The 20,581-nt window shown below is 44.1% G+C and carries 20 protein-coding genes, 3 tRNA genes and 2 other annotated features (1 of these 25 cut by a window edge); of the genes, 8 read left to right on the top strand and 15 right to left on the bottom strand.

Annotation, left to right across the window (positions count from 1 at the left end; all coding sequences use genetic code 11):
* Positions 1-184 (bottom strand) — a binding site (T-box leader) (it extends 33 nt beyond the left edge of the window).
* A gap of 42 nt (positions 185-226) precedes the next feature.
* A complete protein-coding gene (locus tag ACTNBR_RS05465; protein WP_441016879.1) occupies positions 227-736 on the bottom strand; it encodes an SEC-C metal-binding domain-containing protein in 510 nt (169 codons plus the stop codon).
* A 135-nt stretch (positions 737-871) separates the two neighbouring features.
* Between ACTNBR_RS05465 and ACTNBR_RS05460 the strand changes: the two genes are divergently transcribed.
* Complete coding sequence (locus ACTNBR_RS05460) at positions 872-1,105, top strand: hypothetical protein (RefSeq protein WP_441016882.1); 234 nt, start codon at positions 872-874, stop codon at positions 1,103-1,105.
* Position 1,106: 1 nt separating this feature from the next.
* Here ACTNBR_RS05460 and ACTNBR_RS05455 read toward each other — a convergent pair whose 3' ends face one another.
* A complete protein-coding gene (locus ACTNBR_RS05455; protein WP_427805549.1) occupies positions 1,107-1,271 on the bottom strand; it encodes a hypothetical protein in 165 nt (54 codons plus the stop codon).
* 164 nt (positions 1,272-1,435) lie between these two features.
* Here ACTNBR_RS05455 and asnA point away from each other — a divergent pair, with 164 nt between their 5' ends.
* Positions 1,436-2,446, top strand: a complete 1,011-nt coding sequence (asnA, locus tag ACTNBR_RS05450; RefSeq protein ID WP_427805548.1) for an aspartate--ammonia ligase — start codon at positions 1,436-1,438, stop codon at positions 2,444-2,446.
* A gap of 105 nt (positions 2,447-2,551) precedes the next feature.
* Here asnA and ACTNBR_RS05445 read toward each other — a convergent pair whose 3' ends face one another.
* Both ACTNBR_RS05445 and cls read right to left on the bottom strand, forming a co-directional pair.
* The gene (locus ACTNBR_RS05445; RefSeq protein ID WP_427805547.1) at positions 2,552-3,826 is read right to left on the bottom strand and encodes an adenylosuccinate synthase; all 1,275 of its coding nucleotides are present in this window, start codon (positions 3,824-3,826) and stop codon (positions 2,552-2,554) included.
* A gap of 181 nt (positions 3,827-4,007) precedes the next feature.
* Positions 4,008-5,597 (bottom strand): cardiolipin synthase, encoded by a 1,590-nt coding sequence (gene cls / locus ACTNBR_RS05440; RefSeq protein ID WP_441016885.1) that lies wholly within the window; start codon positions 5,595-5,597, stop codon positions 4,008-4,010.
* Positions 5,598-5,766: 169 nt separating this feature from the next.
* On the opposite strand from cls, the gene ACTNBR_RS05435 reads away from it, so the two are divergent.
* Positions 5,767-6,189, top strand: a complete 423-nt coding sequence (locus ACTNBR_RS05435; RefSeq protein ID WP_441016888.1) for a hypothetical protein — start codon at positions 5,767-5,769, stop codon at positions 6,187-6,189.
* Positions 6,190-6,272: 83 nt separating this feature from the next.
* Here ACTNBR_RS05435 and ACTNBR_RS05430 read toward each other — a convergent pair whose 3' ends face one another.
* Positions 6,273-7,937: a glutamine--tRNA ligase/YqeY domain fusion protein gene (locus ACTNBR_RS05430; RefSeq protein WP_427805544.1), complete on the bottom strand. Its 1,665-nt coding sequence runs from the start codon at positions 7,935-7,937 to the stop codon at positions 6,273-6,275.
* Between the two features lie 229 nt (positions 7,938-8,166).
* Here ACTNBR_RS05430 and ACTNBR_RS05425 point away from each other — a divergent pair, with 229 nt between their 5' ends.
* Both ACTNBR_RS05425 and ACTNBR_RS05420 read left to right on the top strand, forming a co-directional pair.
* A complete protein-coding gene (locus ACTNBR_RS05425; protein ID WP_441016891.1) occupies positions 8,167-9,531 on the top strand; it encodes an MATE family efflux transporter in 1,365 nt (454 codons plus the stop codon).
* Positions 9,532-9,607: 76 nt separating this feature from the next.
* The gene (locus ACTNBR_RS05420; protein WP_427805542.1) at positions 9,608-10,627 is read left to right on the top strand and encodes a M42 family metallopeptidase; all 1,020 of its coding nucleotides are present in this window, start codon (positions 9,608-9,610) and stop codon (positions 10,625-10,627) included.
* A 53-nt stretch (positions 10,628-10,680) separates the two neighbouring features.
* Here the strand turns inward: ACTNBR_RS05420 and ACTNBR_RS05415 are convergent, their stop codons facing one another.
* Positions 10,681-11,364: a YczE/YyaS/YitT family protein gene (locus ACTNBR_RS05415; protein WP_441016894.1), complete on the bottom strand. Its 684-nt coding sequence runs from the start codon at positions 11,362-11,364 to the stop codon at positions 10,681-10,683.
* A gap of 214 nt (positions 11,365-11,578) precedes the next feature.
* On the opposite strand from ACTNBR_RS05415, the gene ACTNBR_RS05410 reads away from it, so the two are divergent.
* Positions 11,579-11,651: transfer RNA gene (locus ACTNBR_RS05410), tRNA-Thr, on the top strand.
* 33 nt (positions 11,652-11,684) lie between these two features.
* Here ACTNBR_RS05410 and ACTNBR_RS05405 read toward each other — a convergent pair.
* From ACTNBR_RS05405 to ACTNBR_RS05370, 8 genes are all read right to left on the bottom strand, one after another.
* Entirely contained in the window at positions 11,685-12,305 is a 621-nt protein-coding gene (locus ACTNBR_RS05405) for a sigma-70 family RNA polymerase sigma factor (protein ID WP_427805540.1), read from the bottom strand.
* A 4-nt stretch (positions 12,306-12,309) separates the two neighbouring features.
* Entirely contained in the window at positions 12,310-13,062 is a 753-nt protein-coding gene (rlmB, locus tag ACTNBR_RS05400) for a 23S rRNA (guanosine(2251)-2'-O)-methyltransferase RlmB (RefSeq protein WP_441016897.1), read from the bottom strand.
* The gene (locus ACTNBR_RS05395; protein ID WP_427805538.1) at positions 13,062-13,550 is read right to left on the bottom strand and encodes a Mini-ribonuclease 3; all 489 of its coding nucleotides are present in this window, start codon (positions 13,548-13,550) and stop codon (positions 13,062-13,064) included. The genes rlmB and ACTNBR_RS05395 overlap by 1 nt, the downstream gene beginning before the upstream one ends.
* Positions 13,535-14,941: a cysteine--tRNA ligase gene (gene cysS, locus ACTNBR_RS05390; protein WP_427805537.1), complete on the bottom strand. Its 1,407-nt coding sequence runs from the start codon at positions 14,939-14,941 to the stop codon at positions 13,535-13,537. Before cysS ends, ACTNBR_RS05395 begins: the two co-directional genes overlap by 16 nt.
* 26 nt (positions 14,942-14,967) lie before the next feature.
* The gene (gene epsC / locus ACTNBR_RS05385; protein WP_427805536.1) at positions 14,968-15,636 is read right to left on the bottom strand and encodes a serine O-acetyltransferase EpsC; all 669 of its coding nucleotides are present in this window, start codon (positions 15,634-15,636) and stop codon (positions 14,968-14,970) included.
* Between the two features lie 98 nt (positions 15,637-15,734).
* Positions 15,735-15,981: a binding site (T-box leader), on the bottom strand.
* Positions 15,982-16,054: 73 nt separating this feature from the next.
* On the bottom strand, positions 16,055-17,179 hold the full coding sequence (locus tag ACTNBR_RS05380) for a GNAT family N-acetyltransferase (RefSeq protein ID WP_441016900.1): 1,125 nt from the start codon (positions 17,177-17,179) through the stop codon (positions 16,055-16,057).
* On the bottom strand, positions 17,176-17,730 hold the full coding sequence (ispF, locus tag ACTNBR_RS05375) for a 2-C-methyl-D-erythritol 2,4-cyclodiphosphate synthase (RefSeq protein WP_427805534.1): 555 nt from the start codon (positions 17,728-17,730) through the stop codon (positions 17,176-17,178). The genes ACTNBR_RS05380 and ispF overlap by 4 nt, the downstream gene beginning before the upstream one ends.
* A gap of 41 nt (positions 17,731-17,771) precedes the next feature.
* Entirely contained in the window at positions 17,772-18,290 is a 519-nt protein-coding gene (locus ACTNBR_RS05370; protein ID WP_441016903.1) for a hypothetical protein, read from the bottom strand.
* Positions 18,291-18,553: 263 nt separating this feature from the next.
* Between ACTNBR_RS05370 and ACTNBR_RS05365 the strand changes: the two genes are divergently transcribed.
* Together ACTNBR_RS05365 and ACTNBR_RS05360 are read left to right on the top strand one after the other, a co-directional pair.
* A tRNA-Val gene (locus ACTNBR_RS05365) sits at positions 18,554-18,626 on the top strand.
* Positions 18,627-18,646: 20 nt separating this feature from the next.
* Positions 18,647-18,720, top strand: a tRNA-Met gene (locus ACTNBR_RS05360).
* A 146-nt stretch (positions 18,721-18,866) separates the two neighbouring features.
* Here the strand turns inward: ACTNBR_RS05360 and gdhA are convergent.
* On the bottom strand, positions 18,867-20,201 hold the full coding sequence (gene gdhA, locus ACTNBR_RS05355) for an NADP-specific glutamate dehydrogenase (RefSeq protein WP_427805532.1): 1,335 nt from the start codon (positions 20,199-20,201) through the stop codon (positions 18,867-18,869).
* Between the last annotated feature and the right edge of the window lie 380 nt (positions 20,202-20,581).

Genomic DNA, 20,581 nt, shown 5'->3' with positions numbered 1-20,581 from the left:
CCACCCCGCTTGCTCCGGCGTCATGCCAAAGCCACTTCATTCGGATGATAACGGTATCCTGCCGTGCTGCTCCTCACAGCCGCTCCGAGATGGTCTTCAAACGCTTCTGCAATAAAAAGCTTCCAGCCATGGCTTTTCTCTCTGTGATTCTTCCGCGTTCTACTCTTCTCATCAACACATTTGCTATTATTATAGACATGTGGAAAGTATTTGTCAATTATGAAATCTATTTATTCTTCCCACAACATTTTTTATATTTCTTTCCGCTTCCGCACGGACATGGGTCGTTCGGATAAACTTTCTTTTCTACGTGTACAGTACGGGAATTCTTCTGTTCTTTATACAGTTCTTTTCTCTTTTCTTCCGTGAAAATATTTTCCCACTGCGGGAGTTCATAAAGCCAGTCCGCTTTTGCGTCTACCATATTTTTGTAAAGCAGTTCTTTGTCAAACGCAAGGCTCACAACGGTATCTTCATCCATGGTCTCGATCGGATTTGGTTCTTTCAGGCTGTCGTTGATACCATCCAGGAATCCGGTCATGGTAAATACTTCTACACCATATTTTTCTGCAAGTTCTTTCACCGTTCCCTTAACCTCTTCATCCGGATTGGTAAGAAGCTTTTCATAGATTTCCTTTTCAACCTGAAAATAGGTTCCCCAGAACTTCTGCAGGGAATTCTGATCCATTTCTTTTGAATATGCGGTATCTCTCCACTGTTCTAATAAAGTACTCATATTTGTAAATTCTCCTTTTTGTTCTTTTCACTCCATATATCATACAGCATTTCTTATCCGTTTGCAAAACATTTTCTTGTGGAAATGCAATTTTGTTATTATAATAGATAGAAAAGATGAAAACAGGTGATTTAAATGAAAAAAACAAAACGGATTCTCGCACTGATCGGTGCTGTTTTACTGATTCTTTTGTATGCAAGTACATTGATTTTTGCACTCACGGATCATTCACAGACACATGGGCTCTTTAAAGCTTCCATTGCCTGTACGATCCTCGTTCCGGTTCTTCTCTATGCCTATACATTGTTCTACAGGCTGCTTCGCAAAGATGATTCGGATGATTCGAACGATGAAAACAAAGCCGAATAGCTTACGTCATGGAAAGCTCTGCCAGCATCCAGGGAGAGCTTTCTTTTTCGTATGTCTGCTCTTTTCTGTTCCTTCTCTCTTTTTCACGCAACTTTCTGCGTCTGTTCAAATATTCTTCGATCGAGATCGTTTCCTGTTCATTTCTCATTTTCTCTTTCTGAATCATAAGTCCCCTCCTTCCCCGACCTTTTTATTATATGAGACCGGACAGCCATTTATGACCGGAAGCACATATTTTCTGACTAAATATTTTTCTGCCAAAAAAATGGATTGACAATCAACACCTCTTTCTACTACACTTGTACTAATGAGTAGGAAAGGAAGATGAACATGGAACACTTGATAATACCGGAGAATTACCATTCTCCGCTTACGATTCGTGAGACTGAGGTTGCTATCAAAGAGGTCAAAGACCATTTTGAGCGTTCACTTGCCAAGTCTCTGCACCTGACCCGTGTATCTGCTCCGCTTTTTGTACGCCCGGAATCCGGTCTGAATGATAACCTGAATGGTATAGAACGTCCGGTCTCTTTCGGTGTGAAGGAACAGAATGACAAAGAGGTCGAAATCGTCCATTCTCTTGCAAAATGGAAACGTTACGCGCTGAAGCGCTACGGATTCCACTCAGGGGAGGGACTTTATACGGATATGAGTGCAATCCGCCGGGATGAAGAAACGGACAATATCCATTCGATCTATGTAGACCAGTGGGATTGGGAGAAAGTAATCTCAAAAGAAGAACGGAATATGGAAACGCTGGAGTATACCGTAAATAAAGTCTACAGCGCATTAAAAGAAACAGAACAGTTTATGGCACGCCGCTATAATTACATAGAGGCTTATCTGCCGGATGAGATCACATTTATTACTTCTCAGGAACTGGAAACCATGTATCCGGATAAGACACCAAAGGAACGCGAATACCGTTTTGCCAAAGCCAAAGGAGCCATTTTTATCAAACAGATCGGTAAAACGCTTGCTTCCGGAACGAAACATGACGGACGTGCTCCGGACTATGATGACTGGGAACTGAACGGGGACATTATTGTATACTATCCAGTTCTGGACATTGCACTGGAACTCTCTTCCATGGGAATCCGTGTCGATGAAGAAGCATTGAAACGTCAGCTCAAAGCTGCCGGATGCGAAGAGCGCGCGGGACTGGACTTCCAGAAATCTCTTCTGGCCGGAGAACTTCCCTATACAGTCGGCGGCGGAATCGGGCAGTCTCGTATCTGTATGTTCTATCTCAGGAAAGCGCACATCGGAGAAGTACAGTCCTCCGTATGGCCGGACGAGATCGTACAGCATGCATCGGAGAACGGACTCTATCTGCTTTAAAACACTGCCGCAATTCTGCGGATTTTAAGGCAGTTGCACACAACGAAAGAGGACACAGCATACTGATATGCCATGTCCTCTTTTTTCATTTATTCTATTCATCCATTATCTGAAAATAATATCATGTCTTCCCGGTCCGTTTGAAACCATGGTAATCGGGTATCCAATCTCTTTCTCGATAAATTCAATATAATTTCTGCAGTTCTCCGGCAGATCTTCATACTTCTTGATTCCACGGATATCACATTTCCATCCCGGAAGAGTCTTAAGAACCGGTTTTGCTTTTTCAAGCAGATGTGTGGTCGGGAATTCCGTCGTCACTTCGCCGTCGATCTCATATCCTACACATACCGGGATCTCATCCAGATATCCCAGAACGTCAACTACCGTAAATGCAACGTCTGTTGTTCCCTGCAGACGGCATCCGTATTTGGAAGCCACACAGTCAAACCATCCCATACGTCTCGGACGTCCTGTCGTTGCACCGAATTCGCCGCCGTCTCCGCCGCGTCTTCTCAGTTCATCTGCCTCTTCTCCGAAGATCTCGCTTACAAATGCACCTGCTCCGACCGCGCTGGAGTATGCCTTACATACTGTTACGATCTGCTTGATCTCATATGGCGGAATACCTGCGCCGATCGCACCATAAGCCGCAAGTGTGGAAGAAGAAGTAACCATCGGATAAATGCCATGATCCGGATCCTTCAATGTTCCAAGCTGTCCCTCCAGCAGGATCTCTTTGCCCTCTTTGATCGCCTGATCAAGATAAGCGGAAACATTACATACATAAGGTTCTACCATCTCTCTGTAGCTTACTAATTCTTTATATAATTCCTCAGGATCGATTAATGGTTTGTGATACAGATGCTCAAGCAGCACGTTCTTCTGCTCCGCCACCCGAACAACCTTTTCTTTCAGCAGATCATCATCAAAAAGTTCGCTGATCTGGAAACCGATCTTTGCATACTTGTCAGAATAGAACGGAGCAATTCCTGACTTTGTAGAGCCAAATGACTTTCCTCCCAGTCTCTCCTCTTCATATGCATCAAAATTTTTATGGTATGACATTACCATCTGTGCTCTGTCAGAAACCAAAATCTTCGGCATCGGCACTCCTCTGTCGATGATGGACTGAATCTCATTGAACAACACCGGAATATCGACTGCAACACCATTTCCGATAATACTTGTAGTATGTCCATAGAACACGCCCGACGGCAGTGTGTGAAGAGCAAATTTACCATAATCGTTGATAATTGTATGTCCTGCATTCGCACCGCCCTGGAAACGGATAATGATATCAGCCTTTTCTGCAAGCATGTCTGTAATCTTGCCCTTGCCTTCGTCTCCCCAGTTCGCACCTACTACTGCTTTAACCATGATATATCCTCCTGCTTATATTCATATATGTATCCCATGTAACTTTTGTACTATAAGAAACACCTTTAAAAATTATACAACATTTTTTCTCATATGTACATTCTTATTTTTTGAAAACTGTTTTTTCCTGGTTTTTTCGCAAATCCTAAGCCGATCAGACACGAAATCTGCCGGTTTACTCCTACATAAGAGGGGCAACCAGACGGAGGATCTGCCCATACAGTTTCGTAAAAAGGCTTCGGTTTCTGACTTCCGTAAGCGTAACTTTATGGCATTTCTTCAGCGTCTCCTGGAAATCCTTTTCAATATCATAAACCACCGGATTATGATAAATAAAGACACCACATTCAAAATGCAGGTACAGGCTGCGGTAATCCAGATTGATGGTTCCTACTGTAGCCGTATCGTCATCCGAAGTAAATACCTTTGCATGTACAAATCCCGGTGTATATTCATAAATCTGAACTCCTTTTTCCAAAAGCTCAGCATAATATGTCTTGGCCAGATAAAACGCATACGGCTTATCCGGAATCCCCGGCATGATGATGATCACTTCGATCCCGCATTTGGCAGCTCGTGTAAGAGCCGTGATCATCTCACTGTCAAGAATCAGATACGGTGTCATAATATGGACATATTTCTTCGCATGATTCAATATGTGAAAATAAACCTCTTCTCCCACATTCTCATGATCAAACGGACTGTCCCCGTATGGAATCATATAACCGGTCTCTCTCCGGAATCCGCTTTTCTTGACCGTCAGATATTTTTTATAATCCTCCGGGCGGCGTTCCCAGAGATTCCACATCTGCAGGAACATCATGGTGAAGCTTTGTACCGCATCTCCTTTCAGCATAATCGCGGTATCTTTCCAATGACCAAACCGCAGCTTCTGATTGATATATTCATCAGCCAGATTGACCCCACCGGTAAACGCAACTTTTCCATCGATCACACAGATCTTTCTGTGATCCCGGTTATTCTGACTGGTGGACATAACCGGTTTAATCGGCGCGAACTGCTTGCACTGGATTCCCATTTTCCTGAGCTTTTCCGGATACTCATATGGAAGCAGGGCAACACTGCACATACCGTCATACATGAAACGGACTTCCACACCTTCCTGTACCTTCTTCTGCAAAATATCCAGAACTGAATTCCACATATACCCTTCTTCAACTATGAAGTATTCCATAAAAATAAATTTTTCTGCCTTCTCCAGTTCCGCTAAAAGCGCCGGGAATTTATCATCTCCCAGTGGGAAATACGTAGCCTCCGTATTTCCGTATGTCGGGAATCCCACCTGCTGATACAGGAAATGTGACAAATTCACATTCGCAAGTCTGCTGCTTCGCATCGTCTGGACAATTCCTTCATTCTGCTCCATATACGGTTCTGTTTCATGCCGAAGATCTTCCAGCCTCTTTCCCAGAAAATGGGTTCCAAATTCGGTCTTCGTAAAAATATAGAATCCCACTCCCACGACCGGTACAAGCAAAATAAACAGAAGCCATGTCATCTTGAATTCAGGCGTCCCTTTCTCATTCATAATATAAATGACTGACACAACAGAAAGTATGACAAAAACTCCATATAAATAGTTTGTATAATTCTCCAGATAAGTGAGCGAAAATAACATCAGCTCAATCTGTAAAAGAAGCAAAATAATCACAACTGCGGTACGGCTATAGATTACACCAAAAATTTTATTTTTCGCCCTTTTCCTAATTGTCTGACCTTTTTCATACATCAAAGTCTCTTTTTCATCCATTCCTAATTGATGTTCCTTTCTTAAATCAATATCCTATATCGTATCACATATCTTATCACAAAAACCAGTGTTTATAAATATTTTACTTTTCCTTTTACGGAAAAAGTATTACAATGAATTTGTTTATATGCATCTTATTATGCATTTCGTCTAAGAAAGGAGTATTATTATGGCAAAAAATTTCAGAAAACTCCTGCTTGGCCTGACCGCCGCCGGAGCTGCCGGAGCAGGTATCTATTATTGGATGAAGAAAAAGAATGACATCGAATCAGAAGATGATTTTGATGATGATTTCGATGATGATGATTTTGAATTAGATGATGACCTCGGCGAAGTCAAAGAACGCGGTTATGTTCATCTCAATCCATCTTCCGCTCAGACATCCGATACTTCCAGTGCCACTGAAGAACAGCCTGAATCCGAAGCATCGGATGAAGCAGAAAAACCAGCCGAACCCGTAGAGCCATCCGAAGCAGAAGCACCGGGACAACCTGATGAAACTACAGTCGAAGAAGCAGATTCCGAGCAGAAAATTGATGCTCCTGAAGAAGCAGGGAAGCCGGCTGATTCTTCCGAAGAAAAAAACGAATAGATTACAGCCGTTATACCGGAATAGAAAATGCAGCATTGATTCAAATGCTGCATTTTTATTCTTAAATTTTCGAAAATTCTTTTTTATTTCGGTAGTTTAAATGAACTTTTCAACGATACAATCCTATTAAACACCAACGCATTCGGTTTGGAATCGTGCGAATCCACACAGAAATATCCCTGACGCACAAACTGGAAACTGTCATAGGCCTTTGCCTCTGAGAAGTTCGGTTCTACAAGAATTTCCTTTTCGGTAAGTGAATTCGGATTCAGATTCATGGAACCGTCTTCTTTGTTATAAACGCCCTTCTCCTCATCGATCAGGTTCTCATATAAGCGTGCCGTTGCCTTCACAGCATGTTCCGCTGATACCCAGTGAATCGTGCCTTTTACTTTTCTTCCGGTAAATCCACTGCCTGATTTCGTCTCCGGATCATAGGTACAATGGATCACGGTCACATTTCCATTTTCATCTTTCTCATAATCCACACACTTCACAAAATATGCATTCATCAGACGGACTTCATTGCCCGGGAAAAGGCGGAAATATTTCTTCGGTGGTTCTTCCATAAAGTCATCCCTTTCAATATAAAGTTCACGGCTAAACGGAACCTTTCTGCTTCCCAGCTCTTCATTTTCCAGATTATTCGGTGCATCAAGCCATTCGGTTTCTCCTTCCGGATAATTGTCAATCACGAGTTTCACCGGATCCAGCACCGCCATCATACGCGGCCTTTTTAACTTCAGATCTTCGCGGATACAATACTCCAGCATCGCGTAATCCACAGCTCCCTGAGTCTTGGATACCCCGCAGAGATCCACAAACATCTTAATGGATTCCGGTGTAAAGCCACGACGGCGGAGTGCCGCGATCGAAACCAGACGCGGATCATCCCATCCATCAACGACCTTGTCCTCAACCAGCTTTTTAATATATCTCTTGCCTGTAACCACATTATTCAAATATAATTTACCAAATTCAATCTGACGCGGCGGATTCTCGAATTCACACTCTCTCACTACCCAGTCATAAAGCGGGCGATGATCTTCAAATTCCAACGTGCAGATGGAGTGGGTGATTCCTTCGACTGCGTCCTCAATCGGATGCGCAAAATCATACATCGGATAAATGCACCACTTATCCCCTGTATTATGATGTGACATGTGTGCCACCCGGTAAATGACCGGATCCCGCATATTGATATTCGGAGAAGCCATATCGATCTTTGCACGGAGTACCTTCTCACCGTCTTTATAGACACCGGCTCTCATATTCTCAAATAACTCCAGATTCTCTTCCACCGACCGGTCTCGATAAGGACTGTTCTTCCCCGGTTCGGTCAGAGTCCCGCGGTATTCCCGGATCTCATCCGCTGTCAGATCACATACGAACGCTTTGCCCTTCTTGATCAATTTGACCGCACATTCATACATTGTATCAAAATAATCTGATGCAAAATAAAGATGCTCCCCCCAGTCAGCTCCCAGCCACTGAATATCCTCTTTGATGGAATCCACGAATTCCATCTTCTCTTTCGTCGGGTTCGTATCATCAAAACGCATATGGAATGTTCCGTTATATTTCTGGGCCAGTCCATAATTTAAAAGAATGGATTTGGCATGTCCGATATGAAGATATCCGTTCGGTTCCGGCGGAAAACGTGTACAGACATGGTCATAAACACCTTCTCTTAAATCTTTGTCAATTTCCTGTTCAATAAAATTCTTTGATACCATTTCTTCTGCCATGGTAAATCCTCCTCAGGTTCTCAATCTGTGGAATCCGCCGCAGAAGGCCGATTCCTGAAACTTTGTTCATTAGTTTACCACAATTTATGACAGAGAACAACAATTTTATCATTGTTCCTCTCACTTCATTGACTTTTTCAAAATACATTCTTATAATTAAAAAGTGTACTTTAGTCTGTAACCAGTTTATAACTATGTACAGTCAACATAACTATCGGGGGTTTTTGGTATGTCTAATATTTCTTCTTCAACACGCATGACAGAGGGCCCTATCTGGAAGCGAATCGTACTTTTTGCAATTCCGCTTTTCTGGGGACATCTGTTCCAACAATTTTACAACACGGCCGACACTTTGATCGTGGGTAATTTTCTGGGCAGTAACGCACTTGCCGCCGTCAGTTCTTCCGGAAGTCTGATCATGCTTCTTGTCGGACTCTTCAACGGTATCTCCATCGGTGCAAGTGTGATCATCGGAAAATACTTCGGTGCCGGCAATATGAAGGCACTGAGGCGGGCCATTCACACAACGATCGGATTCGGTCTCTGCTGCGGAGTCGCAGTCACCCTGATCGGGGAAATAGCCGCGCCGCAGATTTTGCACCTCATGGGCACACCCGATGAAGTACTTGTGAATTCTTTAGTATACTTCCGAGTTTATTTCATGGGTGCTCTTGGCTTTGTTATGTACAACTTCTTCATGGGAATTCTTCAGGCTCTTGGGGACAGCAGACATCCGCTGATCTACCTGATGATTTCCTCTGCCACAAATATTACACTTGACCTGATCCTGATTGCTGGATTCCGGTTCGGTGTCGGAGCAGCCGCTCTTGCTACAACGATCTCTCAGTTCCTGAGTGCTTTTCTTTGTCTGCGCCAGCTCCTGCATAATCCGGAAGAGATCCGTGTTTCCTTGAAGGATATCCGTTTGGACCGCATGATGCTGCCTCAGATCGTTGCGAACGGACTTCCGACCGGAGTCCAGAATTCGATCATCTCTCTAGCAAATGTATTTGTACAGTCAAACATCAATAAATTCGGTGCTCTTGCGGTGGCAGGCTGCGGTTCTTATGCCAAAATTGAGGGCTTCGGTTTTCTTCCGGTGACCTGTTTTTCAATGGCTCTCACAACCTTTATCAGTCAGAACCTGGGGGCAAGAGAGTATGACCGTGCAAAGAAAGGATCCGTTTTCGGAGTCATATGCTCCATTACTCTGGCAGAACTGATTGGTTTGCTTGTCTATACATTTGCGCCGACACTGCTCTCCTTATTCGGTGGAAGCGAAGAAGCCATCGCATTCGGTGTGACACAGGCAAGAACCATTTCTCTGTTTTATTGTCTGCTCGCCTACTCCCACTGTATGGCCGGAATCATGCGCGGCGCAGGCCGTTCTACGGTTCCGATGCTGGTCATGATGATCTGCTGGTGCCTGATCCGTGTCAGCTACATCAGCATTGCGGTTCATTTTATCCCGGTGATCAATGTTGTGTTCTGGGCCTACCCGATCACCTGGACCTTAAGTTCTATTGTATTTACGGTATATTATTTCAAATCCGACTGGATACATGGATTGGAAAAGCAGAAATTCTCTGCATAACAGGATTGCTTTTTCGTTTGATAACGATTAAAATAACAAAGCATAATAAAATTTAACATTTTGGGGGAATGATTTTATGGAAACTTACACTGAATACGCTGCAAAGCAGCTCAAAGCACTGACTTCAATCGCCAGCCCTTCCGGGTATACCCGCGAAGTGAAAGAATACCTTCTTTCCACACTCAAAGAGATGGGGTATGAGCCATGGAGTTCCAGAAAAGGAAATGTACTGGTGACACTGGGTGGAGAGGGAAATCCGCTTCTTCTTGCCGCTCATGTCGATACCCTTGGCGCTATGGTTCGTTCCATCAAAGACAACGGACGTCTGCGTCCCACCACACTCGGCGGACATCAGTGGTCAACTGCCGACGGTGAAAACTGCACCATCCACACACGCGACGGAAAGGTTTATACCGGTGTTGTTCTCAATACCGAGCCCTCCGTCCATGTAGCAGACGATAAGCCGGATCATGAAGAGAAAAACATGGAGATTCTTCTGGATGAGAATGTAAATACGAAAGAAGACGTAGCCGCTCTCGGCATTCAGGTCGGCGATATCATTGCCATGGATCCTCGTACTGTAGTGACTGAAAGCGGATATATCAAGAGTCGCTTCCTTGATGACAAGCTCTCCGCTGCCATCTTGCTAGCCCTTGCAAAATGGGTCAAAGACGAACACCTTTCCCTGAATCGCAAGGTTTCTCTCGTCTTCACCGTTTACGAAGAAGTCGGTCACGGCGGAAGCAGTGTGCCGGAAGATACCGAAGAAATGATTTCAGTTGATATGGGATGTGTTGGTGCCGACCTGGGCTGCACAGAGCGCATGGTTTCCATCTGCGCAAAAGACTCCGGCGGTCCTTACAATTATGAGGTGACAAGCGCCCTGATCGACACTGCGAAAGCAAACGGACTCGACTATGCCATCGATGTATATCCGCATTACGGTTCGGACGTAGAAGCTACTTTAAGAAGCGGTTACGACATTCTGCACGGTCTGATCGGACCGGGTGTTTATGCATCACATAATTATGAACGTTCTCATCTGGACGGAGTAAAAAATACACTTCTGCTTCTGAAAGCTTATACTTGTAAATAGTTTCAAGAAGAAAACCTGCCATTGCATTTCCAAACGCATTGGCAGGTTTTCTTTTACAGATCCGGAAAACATGTTTTGATTAATTTGCGGCTCCTCGGCAAAAAAAACTGTGCAGCCGGCCCTACCAGAAAAGCCGCTGCGATCGTTCCGATTCCAAGGTGCCCGCCAAGCAGGAATCCAATCACTGCAAAACAAATATCACAGGTAATCCTCACATACTGAAACTGTACATTCCATTTCTGATTCAGTTTATCCGTTAATATGATGGCAATCAGATCGTTCGGCCCTGTACCGCTGTTGCTCTCAATGACGATGGACATACCAAAGCTCAATATCACACATCCTGCCAACATAACAAGGATCCGGATCCACATCGGCGATCCGGAAGATATTTTATCCCCGATCATCCACAGGAACAGATCTATGATCCATCCTCCGCAGAATGCACAGACGACCGTCCCCGGCTTGACATATCCCTTCGTCGTCAAAACCATCACAATCATCAGCAGGATCAATGCAATCACATGAACCGTGCCAATGCTAAGCCCGAGAGTTCTTGCAATTCCCTGAATCATCACCGTAAACGCATCCGAGCCAAGTTCCGACACGAGAAAAAGGCTGACTCCCAAATGGGCGATTGTTAGACCCACAAATAAAGCAAACAGACCTTCTCCCCATTGTTTCAGACTCCTGTTACGCGTATCGACCGCAAATGTATCTTTTGAATCCTTTCCCATATGTTTCTCCCCTATTCTCCTCCTGTAAGCTGCCACACATGGCATCCCACGTATTTTCACTTCTTATAGGATATCATACCTGATGCCGGATGCGCAATCCAGGATTCTTCATTCTAAGAAATTCGCAGCATAATACTTTTTCAAAAAAATCAAAAGTCATATTGACAAATTTCACGAAGGTGTGTTATATTAATTAAGTCGCTGATATGCGTCTGCTGCCTTGGCTCAGTCGGTAGAGCGTCGCCTTGGTAAGGCGGAGGTCGGCGGTTCGATTCCGCTAGGCAGCTTTTAAAAAACCTCAGGAAGATTTCCTGAGGTTTTTATTTTCTCTTTTCTTCCAGAATATGCCTTGCCTTTCCTTTGATTCTCTGAAGGGCATTGTCAATGGCTTTTGGACTCTTATCCATTACTTCTGCGATTTTCAAATAATCCATTCCCATCAGATGCAGATACAAAACCCGGTTTTCCAGCTTGCTGAGCTGATCCTTCAGTTCTTCCTCAAATGCATTGGCATACTCTGTGTTCAGAAGCAATTCTTCCGGATTGCTTTCTGCCCCCGCCTCGATCGTCTCTGCCAGCGGAAGCGCTTCTTTTCCATCTTCCCGTTTTCCCGATGTATAGAGTGAGACGTAGGAATTTAAGGGTAAGTGCTTTTTTCTCTGGGACGCTTTGATGGCGGTGTACATCTGCCTGGAAATGCAAAGTTCAGCAAAGCTATAAAAAGATGCACCCGCATCCGGCTCATAATCCTCTACTGCTTTGAAAAGACCGATCATCCCCTCCTGGATCAGATCGTCATTTTCCCCTCCCCAGAGATACATTGCTTTTGCCTTCTGACGAACCAATCCCTTATATTTCTCCATCAAAAAATCCATGATCGGCTTTTCGCCGCCTCGCAGGCGGCTGATCAGCTGCTCGTCCGTCATTTTTTCATATTCCATTTAATTAACCCAGCCTTTGACGTACAATCTCATAAGCAAGCACACCCGCCGCCACCGAAGCATTCAGAGAATCAATATCCCCCTTCATCGGAATGGAAGCTGTCATATCGCAGGTCTCGCGAACCAGCCTGCTCACTCCTTCTCCTTCGTTTCCGATCACAAGCCCGATCGGCCCTTTCAGATTCACATGATACATGATATCCCCGCCCATGTCGGCGCAGACGAACCAGAGTCCTTTTTCCTTCAGTTCTTCCATCGTTTTCACCAGATTGGTGACCTTAGCTACCGGCGTATAGTTCAGCGCACCGGCCGAAGTCTTTGCCACTGTCGCAGTGAGTCCTGCCGCACGCCGCTTCGGAATGATCACACCGTGTGCCCCCGCCAGATTTGCGGTTCGGATAATCGCCCCAAGATTGTGCGGATCCTCAATATTATCCAGCAGGATCAGAAATGGATCCTCGCCTTTTTCTTTTGCAAGTTCCAACATATCTTCCACCTGAGCATATTCGTACGCAGCCACCATCGCAATGACACCCTGATGTTTCCCTGTCTCGGAAATCTGAGCAAGACGTTCTTTTGTCACAAAATTGAGAATCGTGTCATGCTTCTTCGCTTCACGCACAATACTGCGGATCGGGCCGTCCTGACATCCGTCCAGAACATACACTTTGTCAATCGGTTTTCCGGAACGAAATGCTTCCATAACCGCATTTCTCCCCTCGATCAACTGGCTTTTTACTCCATTTTCTTCTATCATCACTCATTCTCCCTGACTGCAGAACCTGTCTCCTGCATTTTTTCTTCTTTTTTATTCAAATGTTCCAGTCCGATTTTAATCAGTTCCAGCATTCTCGGCCATTCGTTTTTCAGATACAGCCATCCCATCAACGCCTCAAAACCGGTCGCGCGCCGATAATCCGTTAGGGTCTGATTCTTTGCAGGGGATACCGTTTTCGCATTTCTCCCCCGCTTGTATACAGCATGTTCCTCCTCAGTCAAATGCTCCTGAATCACACGCATCATCTCCGACTGCGCCGAAGCCTGTACCATACTGCTGGTTTCCTGGTGCAGCTTTTTCACCTGTTTATTGCCTTCGCTGACCACCATAGTCTTGATAATCAAATCGTATACACTATCTCCTATATATGCTAAAGTAAGAGGTGAATATCCTGCGATATCCACCTCATTCAGTTTCAAAACGTCGCACATACAGGATTTCCAGTCAAATCCTATGCTTTTTTCCATTGTACTCCTTCTCTGGTATCCTTCAGTATAATTCCTTTCGCCAGAAGTTCGTCACGGATTGCGTCAGCTCTTGCGAAATCCTTTGCCTTTCTTGCTGCCTGGCGTTCTTCAATCAGTTTCTCAATGTCTGCATCCAGAAGCTCTTCTTCCTTGTCAAGGATCAATCCGAGCACATCTCCAAGCTTCACGATCAGATCAAACAGCTTCTTCAGATATTCTTTTGAACTTTCCGCTGAAGCCGTAGTATTTGCAAATTTCACCAGATCAAAGATCGCAGCGATTGCATCTGCCGTATTAAAGTCATCATCCATGGCAGCTTCGAATTCCTTTACGAACTCTTCCGTCTGGGCAAACGTCGCATTTTCCGCTTCGTTCATCGCTTCCGTCTGGGCAGCTCCCATCAGATGTTTCAGATTATCCACCGCATTCACAATTCTTTCCAGACCATTTGCGGACGCCTCCATTAAATCAGCACTGAAATTCAACGGGCTTCTGTAATGAGCGCTCAACATAAAGAAGCGGAGCACCTGCAGATCATACTGCTCGCTGATCTCACGGACGGTACGGAAATTTCCGAGAGATTTGGACATTTTACGGTTATCAATATTTAAAAATGCATTGTGCATCCAGTATCTGGCAAATTCTTTTCCGTTAGCCGCTTCACTCTGAGCGATCTCATTCTCATGGTGTGGGAATACCAGATCCTCACCGCCCGCATGAATGTCGATCTGCTCACCGAGATATTTCTTAGACATCACAGAGCATTCAATATGCCATCCCGGACGTCCTTCACACCACGGAGACTCCCACGCGGGTTCGCCTTCTTTTTTCGGCTTCCAGAGTACGAAATCAAGCGGATCTTCTTTCTCATCCTCACCGGTCACCAGCAGGGAACGTCCGCCCGAGCGGAGATCATCCAGATTCTTATGGGATAATTTTCCATAGTCTTTGAACCGTCTGGTGCGGAAATAAACGGTTCCGTTTTTCTCATAGGCATAACCTTTCTCGATCAGATCCGCGATCATTTCCACCATACCGCAGATTTCCTCGGTTGCAAGCGGATGTTTGGTTGCCGGCTTCACATTCATCCCTTCCATATCCTTCTTACATTCTGCGATGTATCTCTGAGAAATTTCCTGCGCAGAAACGCCTTCTTCAATTGCTTTCTTAATGATCTTGTCATCCACATCCGTAAAATTGGAAACGTAATTGACATCGTATCCCTTATATTCAAAATATCTTCTTACGGTGTCAAATACGATCATCGGTCTTGCATTTCCGATATGAATAAAATTATACACGGTCGGACCGCAGACATACATTTTCACTTTCCCCGGCTCCAGAGGTACAAATTCTTCTTTTCTTCTTGTCAGTGTGTTAAATACTTTCATGTGTCTTCCCTTTCTGATCTGTCATCTTATTCCATCATTTCATATAATTCAATTCTTTTTTCCAGTTCTTCCATTTTCTTCATCATCCACATATTTTCTTCCTGCAGTTTCTGAATATCCGCTTTGACCGGATCCGGAAGATGAATCTGATCCATATCTGTTCTCGGAATCTTCTGATTTCCCATGCGCACAATTCGTCCCGGGACACCGACAACCGTACAGTTCGGCGGCACTTCCTCGATTACGACAGAACCGGCGCCGATCTTGGAATTCTTTCCTACGGTAAATGATCCGATTACTTTTGCTCCGGCGCTCACCATAACATTATCTTCCAGCGTCGGATGCCGTTTTCCCTTTTCTTTTCCGGTTCCTCCAAGGGTCACTCCCTGATACAACGTCACATTATTTCCAAGTATCGCCGTCTCACCAATGATCACACCACTTCCGTGGTCAATAAAAAGGCCCTTCCCGATGGTAGCTCCCGGATGGATCTCGATCCCCGTTTTTCGGACTGCTCTCTGCGAAATCCACCTCGCAAGAAAATAGTGCTTCTTTAAATATAACTTATGTGCCACTCTATAATGTAACATTACTTTAAAACTGGGATACAGAAATACTTCCATCGTAGACTTAATTGCCGGATCACGTTCTCGGATCACTTCTATTTCTTCCTTCACAAAAGAAACGATACCCATATTATTACTCCTTTCTTTCAGTGAAAACGCAATAAAACTCGCAAATGGTCCACCGGACCTTGTTGGCGCATGCATGGCAACAAAAAAACTCCGTCCCGATAAGAGACGAAGTTTTCCGCGGTTCCACTCTATTAAAAGGCTTTTCGACCTTTCTCCTCAATGCATATAACGGATGCACTCCGTATCCGGCTATATGATTAAACACTTTGAATGCCACGTTAATCCTTTCACCGAATCGACTCCCGAATGCACTTCACAATCCTTCTTCTCGGGTCTGCTTACAGCCGCTGACAAACCCTCTCTGTCAGATTCCGGAAAGTTACTCTTTTCGTTCTTCGTCTTTCAAACTATTTGCCTATTCTTCTATATACTATGCGAAATTGATTAATTTGTCAACCGCAAAGCAAAAATTATCACATTATACGATTTCATTCAAAAGAATCCGATTCAAAGGCTGTAGCTTGGAAATACTCTCCTTGAATTCCGCAGAGAATTTCTCCTGCTCCTCTTCCTCCACTTTTTCCAGACTCTTATAGCCGAATAAAATCGTTGTCAGCGCATCCACACTAATCATCTGGATGCCGTCACTCTTTCCTTTTGCAATGGGTTTCGTTCGAACCACCAGATGCTCTTTGTTTCCCTTAATGCTGAATATCTTATTATTCTCCCGGATAACCGGATCCACAAGAATGAACTGGAACTCTGTATCCTCATCGCAGGCCATGCACGACAGCAGAGATTCTACATGCAGGATCCTGGCCATAATCATTGGTTTTTTCTTTTCCTGTTTCTTAAGGATCAGACCGCCTTTTTCAAAAATATCCTCATATCCCGGTTCTACCAGCGGTTCCCGTACCGAAAAATCCTTTTCTTCATCAAATACCAGAATCCCTTTGATTTCATCATCTGTCTCCGCAAGGAGGATTCCGCCTTTCTGACTTTTCTGCTCCCTGAGCAAAGTTTCATAATACAGCCAGTCTCTTTTGACATAAATCTGGTATTTTTCTTCCAGAATATGTTCCGCAAAAGCCGCTATTTTCTTACAATCAGACGCAAGCGCAGGTCTGAGCAGTATCCGTTTTCCATTGCCGCTGTGAAGAATTGCATCCAGCGACGGTACTTCCCCATTTGCCATGAAAGCTTCCCACTGCTCCGCCGCATACACAAAGCGAAAATCATGCGGATAATAAATCTTTTCATCTGCCGGCATCAAAAATGTAAACGGCAGTTTCTTCGTATACATATCCCTCACCGCTTTTCGGAGCAATTCTGTCATCTGCCCCTGCCCGCGATACATTCTGTCGGTAGCAACTCCCACAATATATCGGCTGCCTTCTTCCTTTTTACCAATTTGAAGCACATAAGGATTTAAATGCAGCATGGAATGAATCTCTCCATCCTTCTCGATTACGTAGATTTCATTGTCTTCCGTTTTGGAAGTATAATAATAATCTAAAAATTCTGTCGTATCTTCGTCAAACACCCGTTCCCAGAGTGGTCTCGTAAGCACATGCTCGTTTGCCTTTAGTTTTCTTAGTATCATTCTTCTGACCTCATACATCCCCGGCAGCCGGCGCAGCTTCTCCCCTCAGTCTGCATCACATCCGTACTGCTGAAATTCGTAATCTTCTCAAGAGCGCAAATTGCCTGAGCGGAAATTCCTTCTCCGCTTCCGGTAAATCCAAGCCCTTCTTCTGTTGTCGCTTTCACGTTCACTCTGTCTCTCTCAATCCCCAAAGCACTCGCTATATTTTCCTCCATCTGCGCAATATGCGGACGCATCTTCGGTTTCTGCGCAATGATAGTGGCATCAATATTTTCTACAATATACAGATTTTCCTCCAAAAGGCCTGCCACATGTTTAAGCAGCTTCATGCTGGAAATACCACTGTATTTTTCATCCGTATCCGGGAAGTGCTTCCCTATATCGCCGAGAGCCGCAGCTCCCAGAAGAGCATCCATAATCGCATGCAGAAGAACATCTGCATCGGAATGTCCCAAAAGCCCCTTCTCATAAGGAATCTTCACTCCTCCAAGAATCAAATCTCTTCCTTCCGTTAGTCTGTGTACATCATATCCCATTCCAACCCGCATATCCCGTCTTCTCCTTCCCGATATGTACCTGATTCTTCTTTTTACGGCTCTTCTTCTGCCTCTTCATCTGTTTCTTCTCCGGAAGCAGTTCCCCATCCTTCCTCATCCATTTCAGAAAAATCGGGATCCTCATCCAGAGGCTCTGCGTCTTCGTCCATCATCACTTCACCATCATCGCTGTCCTTTCCATCGCCTGAATTTGCAGATTCATTCTTTTCATCAGCAACGGTCGGAGCTTTCCACACACGTTCCGTATTGTCAGTACGCGCCGGATTCCCGGTTCCTTCTACCTCAACTGTGGTCTCGTCAACGCTCTCATCATCGTCTCCGTTTTCCGCGTCACCGGATACTTCCTTTTCTGCTTTCATATCCTTCAGGAGTTCACGGATATTCAAAATCACTGTAGCAGCACCAAATACAATAAAGATGACTCCGAAAATGATCAAAACTGTCTTGTAGTTCGGGTTGCCCTGCATAACATCCATAATCAGTTTGACACCATTATATATCAGGTATGCACCTACAAGAATCATCAACGTCCTTCTCGTTTTTCCTTGCATTTTTTCTTCCTCCGTATTCTACATCATCACAACAATTACAGTATCCTCATGTAACTGAACTGTTATTCATTCTACCATACTTGAATTGAAATTTCCATGTTTTTTCGATTACGGCTTCTGTAATCCATGCCTCTTTATTCCTATCCCAAACACGCCAAATGGCATTCTCAAAAAAAATAATTTTTTTCAAAAAAAGTGTTGACATTTTGAGATCTTCGAGATATACTATAGAAGTCGGTTGCGGGAAAGCAACTTACAGAAATGGGATCATAGCTCAGCTGGGAGAGCATCTGCCTTACAAGCAGAGGGTCATAGGTTCGAGCCCTATTGGTCCCACTTCACTGAAAAGTGAATATGGCGGGATAGCTCAGTTGGCTAGAGCACACGGTTCATACCCGTGGTGTCGCTGGTTCAAATCCAGTTCCCGCTACTAAAAAGTCTGGTTTTCCAGACTTTTTTCTTGTTCAAAACAACGTGTTATTTCAGTTACGAAATAAAAAGCCGGGATCATCTCATTTCTGCGATCATCCCGGCTTATCTATTGATTATTGTTCTATCTATTACAGTATATTTCTATTACACAATTCCCTGAGCAGTCATAGCATCTACAACTTTTTCAAATCCTGCAATGTTTGCACCCACTACATAATTGCCTTTTGCTCCGTAACGTTCTGCTGCATCAGCCATGTTATGGCAGATATTTACCATGATGTTTTTCAGTTTCGCATCAACTTCTTCGAATGTCCAGCTCAGACGTTCGCTGTTCTGAGACATTTCCAGAGCAGATGTTGCAACACCGCCTGCATTCGCTGCTTTACCAGGTGCAAATAATACGCCGTTCTCCTGAAGATATTGTGTTGCTTCGATGGTTGTCGGCATATTTGCTCCTTCTGCTACTGCAATACATCCGTTTGCGACAAGCTGTTTCGCATCATCAAGAAGAAGTTCATTCTGTGTTGCACACGGAAGTGCAATATCTACTTTTACAGACCATACACCGCGTCCTTCATGGTATTCTGAGTTCGGACGATACTTCTTGTACTCTGTCAATCTTGCACGATTTACTTCTTTGATCTCTTTCAGTGCTGCCACATCGATTCCTTCCGGATCGTATACCCATCCTGTAGAATCACTTACGGTAACAACCTTTGCTCCGAGCTGCTGAGCTTTCTGTGTAGCATAAATAGCAACATTTCCAGATCCGGATACTGCCACTGTCTTGCCTGCAAGCTCAATTCCGTTGAGTTTCAGCATCTCTTCTGTCAGATACAGAAGTCCGTATCCGGTTGCTTCTGTACGTGCAAGAGATCCGCCGTAGCTTAATCCTTTACCTGTAAGAACACCTTCGTAGAGTCCGCGGATTCTCTTATACTGTCCGAACATGTAGCCGATTTCTCTTGCTCCTGTACCAATATCTCCAGCCGGCACATCCGTGTCTGCACCGATATATTTGCAAAGCTCTGTCATAAAGCTCTGACAGAATGCCATTACTTCTCTGTCTGATTTTCCCTTCGGATCAAAGTCAGAACCACCTTTACCTCCACCGATCGGAAGACCGGTAAGAGAATTCTTAAAGATCTGCTCGAATCCAAGGAACTTGATAATACCGAGGTTTACGGACGGATGGAGACGAAGCCCTCCTTTATATGGTCCGATTGCGCTGTTGAACTGTACACGGTATCCTGTGTTAACATGAACCTGTCCCTTATCGTCTACCCACGGTACACGGAACTTAATCTGTCTCTCCGGTTCTACTAATCTTTCCAGAAGCGCATCTTTTCTGAATTTTTCTTCATTCGCCTCTACTACAACACGAAGAGATTCCAAAACCTCTTTGACTGCCTGATGAAATTCCGGTTCTGCCGGATTCTTTTTAACTACTGATTCAATTACCTCATCAACATATGACATACTACTCAATACCTCCTGTTCATTTTTTCAAATGCTTTTCATATTTACCAAATCAATTTCATTATGAAAACCACTGAATAACCTTTTTCCACTTTAAAACATCCTCTATACAATGTCAAGTTTTTTTTGCTATTTTTTTCCTGTATTTGAATATCAGAGCGCATTCTGTTTCACTTTATATAATATTTCTGATTATATTATTGATTTATATTATTTTTCCTGCAAGTATTCTTTGTATTTCCTGCACGTGCATTGCTACCATTCTGTATTTTTACAAAAAAAAAACCATTTTCACACATCCATATTCTTAGCAATTTGCCATATCATATGTATTGTATGAAAACGGTTCTCATTTTATTTATATTACATCAAACAGACTT

Source organism: Bariatricus sp. HCP28S3_F11 (genome assembly GCF_052065395.1).
In the GTDB taxonomy this organism is placed as follows: domain Bacteria; phylum Bacillota; class Clostridia; order Lachnospirales; family Lachnospiraceae; genus Allocoprococcus.
Note: the sequence above shows the minus strand (reverse complement) of the source record. Positions and strands in the feature narration are given on the sequence as shown.

Bases quoted from the DNA above. Each gene is read 5' to 3' on its own strand.
- ACTNBR_RS05415 (WP_441016894.1), bottom strand. From the start codon at position 11,364: ATGGGAAAGGATTCAAAAGATACATTTGCGGTCGATACGCGTAACAGG.
- ACTNBR_RS05370 (WP_441016903.1), bottom strand. From the start codon at position 18,290: ATGCAAGGAAAAACGAGAAGGACGTTGATGATTCTTGTAGGTGCATAC.
- ACTNBR_RS05405 (WP_427805540.1), bottom strand. From the start codon at position 12,305: ATGGAATATGAAAAAATGACGGACGAGCAGCTGATCAGCCGCCTGCGA.
- ispF (WP_427805534.1), bottom strand. From the start codon at position 17,730: ATGCGGGTTGGAATGGGATATGATGTACACAGACTAACGGAAGGAAGA.
- ACTNBR_RS05460 (WP_441016882.1), top strand. From the start codon at position 872: ATGAAAAAAACAAAACGGATTCTCGCACTGATCGGTGCTGTTTTACTG.
- ACTNBR_RS05430 (WP_427805544.1), bottom strand. From the start codon at position 7,937: ATGGCAGAAGAAATGGTATCAAAGAATTTTATTGAACAGGAAATTGAC.
- ACTNBR_RS05445 (WP_427805547.1), bottom strand. From the start codon at position 3,826: ATGGTTAAAGCAGTAGTAGGTGCGAACTGGGGAGACGAAGGCAAGGGC.
- ACTNBR_RS05395 (WP_427805538.1), bottom strand. From the start codon at position 13,550: ATGGAAAAAAGCATAGGATTTGACTGGAAATCCTGTATGTGCGACGTT.
- gdhA (WP_427805532.1), bottom strand. From the start codon at position 20,201: ATGTCATATGTTGATGAGGTAATTGAATCAGTAGTTAAAAAGAATCCG.
- cysS (WP_427805537.1), bottom strand. From the start codon at position 14,941: ATGAAAGTATTTAACACACTGACAAGAAGAAAAGAAGAATTTGTACCT.
- ACTNBR_RS05455 (WP_427805549.1), bottom strand. From the start codon at position 1,271: ATGATTCAGAAAGAGAAAATGAGAAATGAACAGGAAACGATCTCGATC.
- asnA (WP_427805548.1), top strand. From the start codon at position 1,436: ATGGAACACTTGATAATACCGGAGAATTACCATTCTCCGCTTACGATT.
- ACTNBR_RS05465 (WP_441016879.1), bottom strand. From the start codon at position 736: ATGAGTACTTTATTAGAACAGTGGAGAGATACCGCATATTCAAAAGAA.
- epsC (WP_427805536.1), bottom strand. From the start codon at position 15,636: ATGGGTATCGTTTCTTTTGTGAAGGAAGAAATAGAAGTGATCCGAGAA.
- ACTNBR_RS05380 (WP_441016900.1), bottom strand. From the start codon at position 17,179: ATGATACTAAGAAAACTAAAGGCAAACGAGCATGTGCTTACGAGACCA.
- ACTNBR_RS05420 (WP_427805542.1), top strand. From the start codon at position 9,608: ATGGAAACTTACACTGAATACGCTGCAAAGCAGCTCAAAGCACTGACT.
- ACTNBR_RS05435 (WP_441016888.1), top strand. From the start codon at position 5,767: ATGGCAAAAAATTTCAGAAAACTCCTGCTTGGCCTGACCGCCGCCGGA.
- cls (WP_441016885.1), bottom strand. From the start codon at position 5,597: ATGGATGAAAAAGAGACTTTGATGTATGAAAAAGGTCAGACAATTAGG.
- ACTNBR_RS05425 (WP_441016891.1), top strand. From the start codon at position 8,167: ATGTCTAATATTTCTTCTTCAACACGCATGACAGAGGGCCCTATCTGG.
- rlmB (WP_441016897.1), bottom strand. From the start codon at position 13,062: ATGATAGAAGAAAATGGAGTAAAAAGCCAGTTGATCGAGGGGAGAAAT.